The 13,325-nt window shown below is 68.3% G+C and carries 13 protein-coding genes and 1 tRNA gene; 5 read left to right on the top strand and 9 right to left on the bottom strand.

Annotated elements, in window-relative coordinates:
• Positions 1-139: 139 nt before the first annotated feature.
• The gene (locus H9X80_RS02280) at positions 140-682 is read left to right on the top strand and encodes a hypothetical protein (RefSeq protein ID WP_204792737.1); all 543 of its coding nucleotides are present in this window, start codon (positions 140-142) and stop codon (positions 680-682) included.
• Between the two features lie 233 nt (positions 683-915).
• On the opposite strand, the gene gltA is transcribed toward H9X80_RS02280, so the two are convergent.
• From gltA to galE, 9 genes are all read right to left on the bottom strand, one after another.
• Positions 916-2,316 (bottom strand): NADPH-dependent glutamate synthase, encoded by a 1,401-nt coding sequence (gene gltA, locus H9X80_RS02275; RefSeq protein WP_204792736.1) that lies wholly within the window; start codon positions 2,314-2,316, stop codon positions 916-918.
• Positions 2,304-3,146 carry a sulfide/dihydroorotate dehydrogenase-like FAD/NAD-binding protein gene (locus H9X80_RS02270; RefSeq protein ID WP_204792735.1) on the bottom strand — a complete coding sequence of 281 codons (843 nt, stop codon included), beginning with the start codon at positions 3,144-3,146 and terminating at the stop codon, positions 2,304-2,306. The genes gltA and H9X80_RS02270 overlap by 13 nt, the downstream gene beginning before the upstream one ends.
• Positions 3,147-3,339: 193 nt before the next feature.
• The gene (pth, locus tag H9X80_RS02265) at positions 3,340-3,936 is read right to left on the bottom strand and encodes an aminoacyl-tRNA hydrolase (RefSeq protein WP_204792734.1); all 597 of its coding nucleotides are present in this window, start codon (positions 3,934-3,936) and stop codon (positions 3,340-3,342) included.
• Positions 3,937-4,525: 589 nt separating this feature from the next.
• The gene (locus H9X80_RS02260; protein ID WP_204792733.1) at positions 4,526-5,521 is read right to left on the bottom strand and encodes a ribose-phosphate diphosphokinase; all 996 of its coding nucleotides are present in this window, start codon (positions 5,519-5,521) and stop codon (positions 4,526-4,528) included.
• A complete protein-coding gene (gene glmU / locus H9X80_RS02255) occupies positions 5,522-6,913 on the bottom strand; it encodes a bifunctional UDP-N-acetylglucosamine diphosphorylase/glucosamine-1-phosphate N-acetyltransferase GlmU (RefSeq protein WP_204792732.1) in 1,392 nt (463 codons plus the stop codon).
• A gap of 63 nt (positions 6,914-6,976) precedes the next feature.
• A tRNA-Gln gene (locus H9X80_RS02250) sits at positions 6,977-7,051 on the bottom strand.
• 151 nt (positions 7,052-7,202) lie between these two features.
• Positions 7,203-8,120 carry a peptidoglycan-binding domain-containing protein gene (locus H9X80_RS02245; RefSeq protein WP_204792731.1) on the bottom strand — a complete coding sequence of 306 codons (918 nt, stop codon included), beginning with the start codon at positions 8,118-8,120 and terminating at the stop codon, positions 7,203-7,205.
• A gap of 32 nt (positions 8,121-8,152) precedes the next feature.
• Positions 8,153-9,196 (bottom strand): polyprenyl synthetase family protein, encoded by a 1,044-nt coding sequence (locus tag H9X80_RS02240; protein ID WP_204792730.1) that lies wholly within the window; start codon positions 9,194-9,196, stop codon positions 8,153-8,155.
• 24 nt (positions 9,197-9,220) lie between these two features.
• Positions 9,221-10,276 carry a UDP-glucose 4-epimerase GalE gene (gene galE, locus H9X80_RS02235; protein ID WP_204792729.1) on the bottom strand — a complete coding sequence of 352 codons (1,056 nt, stop codon included), beginning with the start codon at positions 10,274-10,276 and terminating at the stop codon, positions 9,221-9,223.
• A 311-nt stretch (positions 10,277-10,587) separates the two neighbouring features.
• Here galE and H9X80_RS02230 point away from each other — a divergent pair, with 311 nt between their 5' ends.
• From H9X80_RS02230 to H9X80_RS02215, 4 genes are read left to right on the top strand one after another with little or no spacing between them, the layout of a single operon-like run.
• Positions 10,588-11,079, top strand: coding sequence for a hypothetical protein (locus H9X80_RS02230; RefSeq protein ID WP_204792728.1), 492 nt, complete (start codon positions 10,588-10,590; stop codon positions 11,077-11,079).
• Between the two features lie 48 nt (positions 11,080-11,127).
• On the top strand, positions 11,128-11,586 hold the full coding sequence (locus H9X80_RS02225) for an RNA polymerase sigma factor (RefSeq protein WP_204792727.1): 459 nt from the start codon (positions 11,128-11,130) through the stop codon (positions 11,584-11,586).
• The gene (locus H9X80_RS02220; protein ID WP_204792726.1) at positions 11,583-12,410 is read left to right on the top strand and encodes an anti-sigma-I factor RsgI family protein; all 828 of its coding nucleotides are present in this window, start codon (positions 11,583-11,585) and stop codon (positions 12,408-12,410) included. The genes H9X80_RS02225 and H9X80_RS02220 overlap by 4 nt, the downstream gene beginning before the upstream one ends.
• 31 nt (positions 12,411-12,441) lie before the next feature.
• Complete coding sequence (locus H9X80_RS02215) at positions 12,442-12,975, top strand: hypothetical protein (RefSeq protein WP_204792725.1); 534 nt, start codon at positions 12,442-12,444, stop codon at positions 12,973-12,975.
• Positions 12,976-13,325: the final 350 nt, after the last annotated feature.

Raw genomic sequence — 13,325 nt, 5'->3', positions numbered from 1 at the left:
TCGGGCATGGTCTACCTCCAGCATGTTTCTTGTCTAGGCAACTCGAATCATACCGGGGCGGGCCGTGCCCTCCTTCCTATCTGGACGCTATGCCGCTGTCAAAGTGCGCAAGAAATTGTACGTTACCCTGCCCCAGAAGGTGGCGATCTTCCCAAACGCCCTTCACGTGGATCTCTACGTGGCCGAGCTCCGGCAGATTGGCGGCCTTGACCCGGTCATGGCGTGGCATGACCCGAAGGGGCTCTTTGACGGGACGTCGCCCAAGCGGGTGGACATGTCAGACGAGGAACTCTGCCGGCACTTCTCGTCTGCGGTGTACTACCTGGTTGAGGCAAGCTCCGCATACGGCCGCGGGAACCACGCGTGGGCGGCAGACGTCATGAGCGCCGCGACGAGCGAGCTTGCCGTGCTCCTACGCTACCCGTATGACAGGCGCTACGCGTTTCTCGCCATGAAGAAGATCAACGAGATAGTCCCAGCCAAGAAGTACCAGCTGCTCGAGAGCATCTATGCCTGCCTGGGGCGCCGCGACAGTCCGGAGGCGGCGCGAATGATACTTGACGCCCTGGACGTCGTTCTCGCCAGCGCCGACGCGAGCCTTGCCGCCAAGCTGGACGCTCGCTTCCTCAGGTGGGCCCAGGCGGGTATGGGAACCGTGCTCTTCGGGGGTGCGGCCCGCTAGGCCCGGCACCGCCCGCACCTAACGCGCAGAACCCGATTAACCTATCCATATCTACAGCTATTTATTCAACAAAACTTCAATTTTGCACGCTAGTGCAGGGCGGGCGCGCATCAGGCGAGAAGAACCTCAACAGCAAGAGGCCCCGGAGGCTTCCTAAGCAAGAGTTCCGCGAAGCGCACTCTTGCGTGGAAGCCTCCGGGGCCTGCTACGGCGTCAGGTTCTTCTCGCCAGGCCTACCCGACGAGCGCCTTGGTGATGCTCGCCGCAGCCGTCTTGCCGGCGCCCATGGCCAGGATGACCGTGGCCGCGCCGGTGACGATGTCGCCGCCGGCCCAGATGCGCGGGTCGGAGGTGCGGCCCTCCTCGTCGGCGATGATGTAGCCCCACTTGTTGAGCTTGATGTCGCCGATCATCTTGGCGAACGGGTTGGCGTTGGTGCCGATGGCGGAGATGGCCACGTCGCAGGGGATCTCCTCGACGGCGCCCTCAATGGGCACCGGGCGGCGACGGCCGGACTCGTCGGGCTCGCCGAGCTTCATCTTCTGGACGCGCACGGCGCAGACGCAGCCGTCCTCGCCCTTGACGAACTCGAGCGGCGCCACGAGCTCGCGCACCTCGACGCCCTCGGCCTTGGCGTGGTGCAGCTCGGCGCGACGGGCGGGCATCTCGGCCTCGGTGCGGCGATAGCAGATGATCGCGTGCTCGGCGCCCAGGCGCTTGGCGGTGCGGACGGCGTCCATGGCCACGTTGCCGCCGCCAAAGACCACGACGCGCTTGCCGTGCTTGGTGGGCGTGTCGTACTCGGGGAACCTGTTCGCCTTCATGAGGTTCACGCGGGTGAGGTACTCGTTGGCGAAGAAGACGTTGGGCAGGTTCTCGCCGGGGACGTTGAGGAACTTGGGCAGGCCGGCGCCCGTGGCGATGTAGATGGCGTCGTAGCCCATCTCGAAGAGCTCGTCGGCATCCGTGATGCGGCCTACGACCGCGTTGTACTCAAACTTGACGCCCAGGTCCATGAGGCCGTCGATCTCGCGCTTCACCACGGCCTTGGGCAGACGGAACTCCGGGATGCCGTAGACGAGCACGCCGCCGCCGGTGAAGAACGCCTCGAAGACGGTGACGTCGAAGCCGTTGCGGGCAAGCTCGCCGGCGCAGGTGATGCCGGAGGGGCCGGAGCCCACCACGGCGACCTTCTTGCCGTTCTTGGGAGCCATCTTGGGCGTGGAGGCCAGCTCGGGCTGGTCGCCGAGGAAGCGCTCCAGCTGGCCGATGGCCACCGGCTCGCCCTTCTTGCCGCGGACGCACTTGCCCTCGCACTGGTTCTCCTGCGGGCATACGCGGCCGCAGATGGCGGGCAGCATCGAGTCCTCGCGGATGACGTCGAGCGCCTCGCCGAACTTCTGCTCGCGGATCTTCTCGATGAACTTGGGGATGTTGATGTTGACCGGGCAGCCCTCGACGCAGAGCGGCTTCTTGCAGTCCATGCAGCGCTCGGCCTCGGCCAGCGCCATCTCCTTGGTGAAGCCCTTGTCAACGGGACGGAAGTCGCACGCGCGCTCGGCGGCCGGCTCCTCGTTGTCCGGCGTGCGCGGGGACTTCATGTCGGGAACAAAGCGACCGTTTACCTGTGGCATGCGCAGTTCGCCTCCTCATAGGCCTTGAGGGCCTGGCCCTCCTCGGTACGATACGCGGCCTGACGCGCGCGCAGGTCGTTCCAGTCGACCTTGGTGGCGTCGAAGTCCGGGCCGTCGACGCAGGCGAACTTCGTCTGCCCGTCGACCTCGACGCGGCAGCAGCCGCACATGCCCGTGCCGTCGACCATGATCGGGTTGAGCGAGGCGATGATCGGCGTGTCGTGCTTCTCGGCGGTGAGGGCGGAGAACTTCATCATCGGCACGGGGCCCACGCAGAAGACGTGGTCGACGGCCTTGTCCTGCAGCAGGCGCTCGAGCGGGGCCGTGACCACGCCCTTCTCGCCGTAGGAGCCGTCGTCGGTGGTGATGTGGATGTGGTCCTCGGGGAGGATGGAGCGGAACTGGTCCTCAAGGAGCAGCAGATCCTTGGTGCGCGCGCCCATGATGGCGTGGACCTCGTGACCGGTGGCCTTGAGCTGGCGCGCGACGGGGAAGGCGATGGCCAGGCCCACGCCGCCGCCGATGACGCACCAGGTCCCGGGGCCCATCTCGGTGGGCTGGCCCAGCGGGCCCGTGACGTCCTGGATGGAATCCCCGGCCTCGTAGGTGGAGAGCATCTCCGTGGTCTTGCCGACCACCATGAAGATGAACTCGACCCAGCCCTCCTCGGCGTTCCAGTCCGCAAAGGTGAACGGCACGCGCTCACCGGTCTCGTTAGCGCGTACCATCAGGAACTGGCCTGCGTGAGCGTGCTTGGCCATCTGGGGCGCCTCGATGCGGAACTTGAACACCTTCTCCGAGAACTGCGTCTTTTCGAGGATCTTGTACATTAACCGCACTCCTCTCCTGCAAGTCTCATTCCTGAGCCGCCGTACCCCTCGCGGCTCAACCAACTCGCAATTGTACCCTAGCGGCCGTACAAGGCCCGCGAGCAGGGGATGGAAGGGCAAGATGCCCGGCGGACGGCATGCGGTGTACGGGCAGCGGGGCGCGCTTCGGGCAAGGCGCCGACAACCCTCTCGACTACGCCCGCGCGCTCTCCGCGAGCACGCGCTCCACGAGGTCTGCCGCGCGCTCCACGGTGAGCTCAAAGTCCGCGAGGAAGTTGCCCTTGAGCTCGCGCAGCACGTAGTCGGCCACCGCCATGCGCCCGGGCGGGCGGCCGATGCCAAACTGCACGCGGGCAAAGTCCCGGCTGCCGAGCTTGTCGGCGATGGAACGCAGACCGTTGTGCGCGTTGAGCCCGCCGCCGAGCTTCACGCGCACCTCGCCGGCCGCCAGGTCGACCTCGTCGTGCACCACGAGGATCTCGGCGGGCCGCACGTGGTGGGCCCGGGCCAGCTTGGAGAGCGGGCCTCCCGACGTGTTCATGTAGCTCATCGGCTTGGCGAGAAGAACCTCTCGCCGCTCCCCGTCCGCACCTGCCACCGTGATGGGGGCGACCTGCGCGCCGGCCTCGGACTTCCAGTAGCGCACGGCGTGGCGCGCCGCGAGCGCGTCGATGACGGCGAAGCCGGCGTTGTGGCGGGTGTGGGCGTACTCGGCGTCCGGGTTGCCGAGTCCGCAGACGATCCTGATGGTGGCGGGCTTGGCCGTGGTTCCGGAGGGCTTTGCGGACATGGGTTCCCCTTCGTGCCGGGTGGGCTGGCTGGTCTGGCGGACGGCGCCCGCGGGCGCCCTGCGACCACGTTACTCTCTTTCCGAGCCGTCGTGTACTTTGGGACGGCGGCGACGGCGCGGGACACCGGGCGCTTACAAAACCGCGGCCGATGCAGTAGCTTGCGCCGGAGGCGCTTACGAAACCGTAGCTGATGCAGCCGGGAGCGCCGTGGGCGCTTACGAAACCGTAGCTGATGCGGCAGGGCGTGCTGGGTGCGCTTACAGAACCGTGGCCGATGCGGTCCCAAGGTTCTTCTCGGCGGTAACGCCCCTCATTCTGTAAGCAGATAGTGGCCTTGGGGGTGCGTCGACCGGCAATACGTAAGCACCTTCCTGCAACGTGGCGAATCGGTCGGCAATATGTAAGTAGGACGGTCGCTCATGCGAGCAACAGGCGGTGTTTTGTAAGCGGGCGAGAGAAGAGCCTAAACAGGCGAGAAGAACCTGTGGAAGCTCCTGACTCCTGCGGTCAGTAACGATGCGCGGGGCCGCCCGAAGACGACCCCGCGCTGCGTGACAATGGGAGCGTAGCCCCGCGGGGCGTGCGGCCCTACATCTCGGCGCCGCCGCCGAAGGTCTCGGAGACGGAGCGGCGCATGTAGACGCTGTTGATGGCCTCGGCAAGCTCGTTGGCAACGGAGACGGTCTTGATCTTGGAGCCGGGCTTGTTGGCGGCTTCGCAGGGGATGATGTCGGTGACCACGCACTCCTCGAGAGGGGCGTCCTGCAGGCGCTGGATGGCCTGGCCGGAGAAGATGCCGTGCGTGGCGGAGACGTAGATGTCCCCGGCGCCCATCTCCTTGAGCTTCTTGACGGAGTTGCAGAGGGTGCCCGCGGTGTCGATCATGTCGTCGTTGACGATGCAGGTCTTGCCCTCGATGTTGCCGATGATGCCCATGACCTCGGCCGCGTTGTGCTTGGGGCGGCTCTTGTGGGCAATCGCGACCTCGCAGCCAAGGTAGTCGGAGAGGCGCTTGGCAACCTTGGCGCGGCCCATGTCCGGCGAGACCACGACGGTGTTGTCCCAGTCGAAGTTCTTGGCCTTGAAGTAGTCGCCGATGAGGTAGAGGGCCGTGAGGTGTGTCACGGGGATGTCAAAGAAGCCCTGGATCTGGCCCTGGTGCAGGTCGATCGTGATGACCTGGTCCACGCCGGCGGCCTCGAGGAGGTTGGCCACCAGGCGGGCGGTGATGGGCTCGCGCGCGGCGGCCTTGCGGTCCTGGCGCGCGTAGCAGTAGTGGGGGAGCACCGCGGTGAACTTGGAGGTGGAGGCGCGCTTGGCCGCGTCGGCCACCACAAGGGTCTCCATCAGCAGGTCGTTCACGCTGGCGCCGGCAAGGGACTGGATGAAGAACACGTCGTCGCCGCGGACGGACTCGTCAAAGCGGGCGTAGATCTCGCCGTTGGCGAACTTCTCGATCTTGAGGCCCTGGAGCTCAAGGTGAAGGATGTCCGCGATCTTCTGGGACAGCGCCGGGTTGCCGGTGCCGGTGTAGAGCTTGATCTCCTTCTTCAGGGGCATGGGCTCGCTTAGGTTCTCGTACATCTAGGCCTCTCTCTTCAGTCGCTCGAGTCGCCGGCTGGCGTACCCCTCTACAATGCGCTGCTCGGCGCGCTCAAGGTAGAGCGCGTCGGCAGGAACGTCCTTGGTGACGCAGGAGCTGGCGCCCACGAGCGCGCCGTCCCCGATGCTGACCGGCGCGACCATCATGGTGTCCGAGCCGACGAAGACGTCGTTGCCGATGGTGGTGCGGTTCTTGTGCACGCCGTCGTAGTTGCAGGTGATGGAGCCGCCGCCGATGTTGACGCCGGAGCCCATCGTGCAGTCGCCGATGTAGGAGAGGTGCGGGACCTTGGAGCCCTCGCCGATGTCGGAGTTCTTGATCTCCACGTGCGTGCCCACGTGGGCGCCGCGCCGGATGCGGGCGCCGCCGCGCAGGTAGCAGCGCGGGCCGCAGGTGACGTCGTCCTCGATGGTGACGTCCACGCCCGCGACCTCCTCCAGGGAGACGTTGCTGCCCACCGTGCAGTCGGTGAGGCGCGTGTTGGGGCCCACCACGCACCCCTCGCCCACGGAGGTGGCGCCCCAGAGCATGGTCATCGGGAGTAGGACGGTGTCGCGCCCCACGGTGACGTCCGGACCCACCCAGGTGGTGGCGGGGTCCAGGATGGTGACGCCGTCGGTCATCAGGCGCTCGTTGATGCGGTCGCGCGCGATGGCGGAGAGCTGCGCGAGCTGCACGCGGCTGTTCACGCCGAGGCCCTCGCGGTAGTCGTCGCAGTGGACGATGGTGGTGGCGTGGCCGTGCGAGCGCAGGATCTCCACCATGTCCGGAAGGTAGTACTCGTGCTGGGCGTTGTTGTTGCCGACCTCGCCGATGTGGGCGGCGAGCAGCGCACCGTCGAACGCGTAGCAGCCGGCGTTGCACTCCAGGATGTCACGGTCCTGTTCGGGCGTGCAGTCCTTCTGCTCGATGATGCGCGCGACGGTGCCATCGTCGGCAAGCTCCACGCGGCCGTAGCCAAACGGGTCAGGTGGCGTCATCGTGAGGATGGCAGCCGCGTGCGTCCGGTCGGCGACGGACTCGGCAAAGGCGCGGACGGTCTTGGGCGAGACGAGCGGCAGGTCGCCGTTGAGGATGACCACCGGGCCCGAGTCGACGCCGGTGGCCTCGAGCGCCACGCGGACGGCGTGGCCGGTCCCCAGGCGCTCGGTCTGCTCCACGCACTCGACGTCCTTCTCATTGGCAAGATGGGCCCGCACCTCGTCCGCACCGCAGCCGACCACCACGACGATCCGCTCGGCTCCGGCCTCGCGCGCGGCGCGCGTGACCCATGAGACGAGCGGTCGGTCGAGCAGCTTGTGCATTACCTTGGGGTGACGGGACTTCATACGCGTTCCCTCGCCGGCGGCGAGGATGATCGCGGTGATGGGCATGGATAAGCCTCCAAGCGACGCGTTTGTCCCTTTACACAGTCATGATAGCGCGAAGGCGGCGGCTGGCAGGGGTAGTAGGATTCGAACCCACATTGATGGCACCAAAAACCACTGTCCTAACCATTGGACGATACCCCTGTGCCGCCAGCGTAGATTGTATCAGGAAACGCGTGCAGGCCCGGCACGGGACGCGGGCGGGCCGTTGGGCCCTCCGCGAAGGCGGGCTGGCGCCCTCCGGCGCGCCGAGGGAGGGCGGGGCGTCCGCGTCCCGTGCGCCACGGGACGCGGACTACACCTCGAGTCCCTCGAAGGCGGTGCAGATGGCGTCAAGCAGCAGCACCGCGAAGGTCTGGGCGTCGCTCATCGTGAAGGCGGCGTTGCCCACCGGCAGCTCGATGCGCGCGGCGCGTGGCGTGGTGGATGAGCTCTGGACGGCGGTGCGCAGGCGCAGGGGCAGCGTGTCGAAGTCGTCCAGGATCACGTTGCCGATGTCAGGCTGGACGTTCTCCGGCATCGGGGAGGTGGACAGCACGATGAGGGCGCGCGTGTCCGGGGAGGCACCCTGCGGGGCGTCCACGAGCTCGAGTGCGCAGTCCTCCACGGTGGCGTGGGCCAGGTTCCAGATGCGGCCGGCCACGTTGCGGGAGATCGGGTCGCTTGCGGTGATGGCGATGCGCGCGTCCTCCAGCACGCTCGCGGCGCGGGCGAAGCCCATGCCGCCCATCGGGTGCGGGCCGTCGGCGGGCTTACCGGCCCAGACGTGGCGCAGGCGCTCGATGGCGTCGAAGGTATCGGGGAAGGCCATGCCGTCGGCCAGCACGCCGATGCTCTCCTGGAAGAGCTTGACCGCGGCCTCGGTGTGCACGCCGAAGGTGCCGTCTGCCGGGCCGCAGGAGAAGCCGAGGATGTTGAGGCGCTCCTGGAGCTGGCGGACGTCGTTGCCGTGGAAGTTGGGGAGGCGCAGGTAGAGGGTGCGGTCGCCGAGCTGGTAGCACTCGTCGACGAGCGCCGCCCACGTGGGGGCGTCGACGGCCTCGCCCAGCGAGAGCCCGTGGTCGAGCCGGAAGCGCGCCACCGCCGTGGCCGTGGAGCGCCCGAAGCGCCTCTCGGCGCGTTCGTCGTCGGCGATCTGGTAGCCGATCGAGCCGAGCCTCTCCTGAATGTCGTCGACGGCCGCTCCCGTCGCTCCCTCGTAAATTGGATCCATCGTGCCTCTCCTCGGTACGTGGGGCGCGGGCGCTAGCCCGCGCGCTCCACGAAGAAGTCTGCCATAGAAACGAGCAGGTCGTGTGCCTCAACTGTGATGTGAGACGCGGCGGCCAGCTCGTCTGCGCGCGCCTTGGCCTCGTCGGCGCGCTCGCGCGCGAGCGTCTGGCAGCGCTCGACGCCGCCGCCCCGCTCGATGAGCTCCACGGCCCGCGCGAGCTCGGCGGGGTCGGTGGTGCCGCTGGCGAGCAGCCCCACGAGCTCCGCGCGGTCCTGCTCGCCCAGGTGCTCGAGCGCCCACACCACGGCGAGCGTGCGCTTGCCCTCGGTGACGTCCGAGCGGAAGTCCTTGCCCTGCGCCTCGGCGTCGCCGACGAGGTTGAGCAGGTCGTCCTGCAGCTGGAAGGCCACGCCGGCCGTGAGGCCGAGCTCCAGGAGCCCGCGCGCGGCCTCCTGGGCGCCACCGCCAGCGAGCGCGCCCACGTAGAGCGGGATCGCGGCGGAGTACCAGGCCGTCTTGCTCGTGACCATGTAGAGGTAGTCCTCGGAGGTGACGTCCCAGCGCCCGTCGCGCACCCAGCCGAGGTCGAGCGCCTGGCCCTCGAGCGTGTGGCGTTCCATCCGCACGAGCTCGGAGAGCACGCGGAGCTTGCGCGCGTCGTCGAGGCGCGCGTCGGCAAGAACCACCTCGAAGACCTGCGTGAGCGCCAGGTCGCCGGCGTTCGTTGCCAGGCCGACGCCCTCCGTGCGGTACAGGCACGGTTCGCCGCGCCTCAGCTCACCCTCGTCGGCGATGTCGTCGTGGATGAGGGCGGCGCTCTGGAAGAGCTCAACGGCCACCGCGCAGGAGAGCGCGTCCTGTGCCTCGCCGCCCACAGCCTCGGCGCCCAGCAGCGCCAGCACGGGGCGCACGCGCTTGCCGCCCGAGGCGGTGAAGCGCGCGAGCGGGCCATAGAGGTAGCGACGCAGGTCCGCCGCGCACCCGCCCTCGGTGAGCGGGGCGTCCGCGGCGTCCGCGAGCGCCTGCTCCACGAGGGGCAGGCGGCGCGTCAGGTAGTCGACGAAGGGCTGGGACATGGTTCTTCTCGCCTTTCCGCGCCTCTAGCCCTCGTAGCCGTTGGGGTTCTTGGACTGCCAGTTCCAGGAGTCGCGGCACATGTCCTCGATGTCGAACTTGGCCTCCCAGCCCATGAGCTCGCGCGCCTTGGTGCAGTCGGCGTAGTTGGCCGTGACGTCGCCGGCGCGGCGCGGCTCGATGACATAGGGGATCTCGTGGCCGCAGGCCTTGGAGAAGGCCTTGATGATCTCCAGCACCGAGGTGCCCTTGCCGGTGCCGAGGTTGAAGACCTCCACGCCGGTGCGGCCGTTCATCCAGGCGAGCGCCGCCGCGTGGCCCGAGGCGAGGTCGCAGACGTGGATGTAGTCGCGCACGCCCGTGCCGTCGGGGGTGTCGTAGTCGTTGCCGAAGACGTGGACGGCGTCGCGCTTGCCGATGGCGGTCTGCGCGACGTAGGGCACGAGGTTGTTGGGGATACCCTTGGGGTCCTCGCCCATGAGGCCCGAGGGGTGCGCGCCGATGGGGTTGAAGTAGCGCAGCAGCACGACGTTCCACTCCGGGTCGGCCGTGTGGAGGTCGGTGAGGATCTGCTCGATCATCCACTTGGTCCAGCCGTAGGGGTTGGTGGCCGGCTTCTTGGGGCTCTCCTCGGTGAGCGGCAGGGAGTCTGGGTCACCGTAGACGGTGGCCGAGCTGGAGAAGATGATAGACTTGCAGCCGTGCTCGCGCATCACGTCCACGAGGGTGAGCGTGTTGCCGATGTTGTTGGAGTAGTACTCGATGGGCTTGGTGACGGACTCGCCCACGGCCTTGAAGCCGGCGAAGTGAATCACGCGGTCCACGTGGTGGGCGTCGAAGATCTTGGTGAGGGCGTCGCGGTCGTTGACATTGGCCTCGTAGAAGGTGAGGTTGGCCGCCGCCGGCTCGCCCACGATGGTCTTGATGCGGTCGCAGACCTTGGGAGAGGCGTTGGAGAGGTCGTCCACGATGACGACCTGGTAGCCCTTCTGAAGGAGCTCGACCACGGTGTGGCTGCCAATGAAGCCGGCGCCGCCGGTGACGAGAACGCAGGTGTCTTGGGGCTCGATCTTCTCGCTCATGAGAGGTCCTTTCGACGGGTGCGCGCGGGTATGCCGTGGCGTGCTGCTTTGAGCTCACATCAGTATACGTCCTGTGGGGGGACGTAGTGACGTGGCCGGCGAGAAGGGCCCCGTAGGCGCGGTGCGCGCGGCATGCCTGCTCTCTGGGACGGGAGGGGGAGGCTGGGGGCTGGCCCCGGCTCCCGTCCCCGGCCCCACTCCCGCTTCCCGTCTCTACCCCCGCGTTCCAAAGTTTTTTCGTCGGGCGAATGGATGGGGGCGGCTGGAACGTATTAGGGGTGAAGGCAAAAGTTCCGAGAAAAGGAGGAGCCATGATTTCGGGAAAGCTCATTGCGTGTGCGGCGGGTGCGGCGTTGGTGGCGTGCCTGGGGACGGCCGGCGTTGCCGGGGCGAGCGGTGTTCAGGGCCAGGGCACGGGTTGGTGCGTTGGTGGGTGCGCTGAGACCACCTGCGCCTATGTGGACGAGAACGCCGACGGCGTCTGCGACAATTGCGGTGCGGTGAACGGGGCGTGCGGCGCGCGTGCCCAGAGCGCGGACGCGGGCAGGGGCGGCTCGGCCGTCTGCTCGCGCTGCGGTCGCGCCGACTGCGACGGCACCTGCGCGGATGGGGAGGGCGGCGCCTGTGGCATCTGCGGTCGCACCGACTGCGACGGCACCTGCGCGGACGGGGACGAGGTCTGCGGCTACTGCGGGAACGCCACCTGCGACGGCACGCACGACCACGCCCGCCTGCGTGCCCACGACGGCACGTGCGTCGGCGGCCAGGCCCATGCCCACGGTCACCATCACAGCGGACGGTAACGGGAACTGGCTGGTGGTATGCGCAGCGACGAGGACATCAGGAGCGCAATGGGGCGCCACGCGGACACCGTGCGGCGCCTCTGCGTGGTCAACCTCAAGAGCTATGCGGACACCGAGGACGTGTTCCAGACCGTCTTTGTGAAGTACGCCCAGCGCGACGAGCCGTTCGAGAGCGCGGAGCACGAGCGTGCCTGGTTCGTCCGCGTGACCATCAACGCGTGCCGCGACCTGCTGCGGAGCCCGTTTCGACGACGCACGGTGCCGCTTGACGAGGTGCTCGAGGTGGTGGATCCGTCAAGCGAGGGCGGCCAGGAGACGCGCGAGGTGCTCGCGGCGGTCCTGGCGCTGCCGCGGAAGTACCGTGACGTGGTCTACCTGCACTACTACGAGGGGTACTCGGCGCCTGAGATCGCACGGCTGCTGGGACGCAACGTCAACACCGTCTACACCAACCTGACGCGCGCGAGGGAGCGCCTGCGGGATGCCCTTGGGGGTGAGCTGGAGTGAACGAGGACAAGATCAGGAGGGCCTTCGACGCCGTCCACGCCGAGGACGCCCTCAAGGAGCGGACGCTTGCCGTGGTCCGGGCGCAGACGGCTGGCGAGAAGAACGCTCGGCTCGTCGCGGCCGGCTCGGCGCGGCCGGCGCGCGTCCTGACGCTTCGGCGGCGCCTGGCGGTGGCCGCGTGCCTGGTGGCGGCGCTGGTGGTTGGCGGCTGGGCATGGTTTACGCCCACGGCGACGATCAGCGTGGACGTGAACCCCTCCGTCGAGCTGGGCATCAACCGGTTTGACCGCGTGGTCTCCGCACGCGGGGTAAACGACGACGGCCGGGCGCTGCTCTCCGAGGTGGACGTCTGGGGCGCCACCTACGACGAGGCGGTGGACCGCCTGCTGGCGAGCGCTGACGTGTCGGCGCTGCTCGCAGACGGCGGACAGGCCGAGGTTACCGTGGTCGACCAGGGCGACTCCGACCAGTGCGAGCGACTGCTCGAGGGGGTCGAGGCCTGCACCTCCGAGCATGAGAACGCGCACTGCCACGGCGTGAGTGAGGACGAGGTCTCCGGGGCCCGCGAGGTCGGGCTCTCCTACGGCAAGTACCGGCTGCTGCTGGAGATTCAGGAGCTCGACCCCAGCGTGACTGCCGACGACGTGCGCGACCTCTCGATGCGCGAGATGGTCGACCTGCTGGAGGGCCTGGGCGGCTCGGACGCGGGCTTGGCGGGGGACGATGCTGGAACCGAGGGCGGCGCCGGGGCTGGCGCGGAGTTCGGCGACGGCCACGACGGTGCGTCTCGGCACGAGGGGCACCACGGCGGCCACAGAGACTGAAGCCGTCGATGGCACGACCCGGGGAGGCTGCGTGGGCACGGACGATGACATGCGCGGGAAGGTGCTTGCAGCGTTGGCGGCGCGCGGGCTTCTCGCCGAGGACGGGGCGACGACCACCTACGGCCAGCCTGCCTGGCGGGACGTGCCGTCAGAGGGCGGCCCGCAGGGGCTCATGGACGCGAACGCCCTGCAGCGACGGCTCGTGGCGTGCGCCCACGCCACGCCCGCGACCGGCCCCGACCAGTGCGCCACCTGGGTGGAGAACGTGCTCGCAAGCGTCGGGACACCGTACGTCTGCGGGAGCGCGCGGGCGATCTACGAGGGGTTCTGTCACGTGACAGACCTGAGCGGGCTGCTCGTTGGGATGGTCGTGGCCGTGGGGCGCCATCCCTTCGATGCGAGCGGCTGGGCGCACGGGCACGTGGGCCTCTACGTGGGGGACGCCTGCGTGATGGACTGCGCGGGCGGCCGCGTGCGCACGGCCCCGCTTGCGGCGTGGCTCTCCGTCTACGGCGTGGCGTCCGAGCCGCGCTGGGGCTGGCTTGGCACCATCTCGCTGGGGTAGGGGCCGGGGCGCGGGTGCGGGTGCGGACGTGCCGGGGCACCGCTTACGAAATCGCGACCAATGCGGCCCCGAGGCGTGTTGGCGCTTACGAAAGCGTGACCGATGCGGTCTCGACGTTCTTCTCGCCTGCAGCGGCCGGCAATCTGTAAGCACTTTCGGCTCCCGGGACGCAACAACTGCGATTTTGTAAGCGGCGCAGCCGTCCGGTGGCGCAACAGCTGTGGTTTCGTAAGCGCCGCCGCATCCCGACGCTGCACCATCCCCCGTTTCGTAAGCATCGGCGAGAAGAACCTCCCGCAGGTTCTTCTCGCCTGCCGTCCGTGCTCGTTGAGCGCATTAGGAATCGCCGC

Origin of the sequence: Olsenella profusa, assembly GCF_016900315.1 — a bacterium.
GTDB classification, from domain to species: Bacteria; Actinomycetota; Coriobacteriia; order Coriobacteriales; family Atopobiaceae; genus Thermophilibacter; species Thermophilibacter profusus_A.
This window is presented reverse-complemented; position numbering and strand designations above follow the sequence as displayed.

What these genes read in the sequence shown, in the direction of transcription:
- gltA (WP_204792736.1), bottom strand. Translation starts at nt 2,316, where the DNA reads ATGCCACAGGTAAACGGTCGCTTTGTTCCCGACATGAAGTCCCCGCGC.
- H9X80_RS02260 (WP_204792733.1), bottom strand. Translation starts at nt 5,521, where the DNA reads ATGTACGAGAACCTAAGCGAGCCCATGCCCCTGAAGAAGGAGATCAAG.
- H9X80_RS02240 (WP_204792730.1), bottom strand. Translation starts at nt 9,196, where the DNA reads ATGTCCCAGCCCTTCGTCGACTACCTGACGCGCCGCCTGCCCCTCGTG.
- glmU (WP_204792732.1), bottom strand. Translation starts at nt 6,913, where the DNA reads ATGCCCATCACCGCGATCATCCTCGCCGCCGGCGAGGGAACGCGTATG.
- galE (WP_204792729.1), bottom strand. Translation starts at nt 10,276, where the DNA reads ATGAGCGAGAAGATCGAGCCCCAAGACACCTGCGTTCTCGTCACCGGC.
- H9X80_RS02225 (WP_204792727.1), top strand. Translation starts at nt 11,128, where the DNA reads ATGGGGCGCCACGCGGACACCGTGCGGCGCCTCTGCGTGGTCAACCTC.
- H9X80_RS02270 (WP_204792735.1), bottom strand. Translation starts at nt 3,146, where the DNA reads ATGTACAAGATCCTCGAAAAGACGCAGTTCTCGGAGAAGGTGTTCAAG.
- H9X80_RS02230 (WP_204792728.1), top strand. Translation starts at nt 10,588, where the DNA reads ATGATTTCGGGAAAGCTCATTGCGTGTGCGGCGGGTGCGGCGTTGGTG.
- pth (WP_204792734.1), bottom strand. Translation starts at nt 3,936, where the DNA reads ATGTCCGCAAAGCCCTCCGGAACCACGGCCAAGCCCGCCACCATCAGG.
- H9X80_RS02245 (WP_204792731.1), bottom strand. Translation starts at nt 8,120, where the DNA reads ATGGATCCAATTTACGAGGGAGCGACGGGAGCGGCCGTCGACGACATT.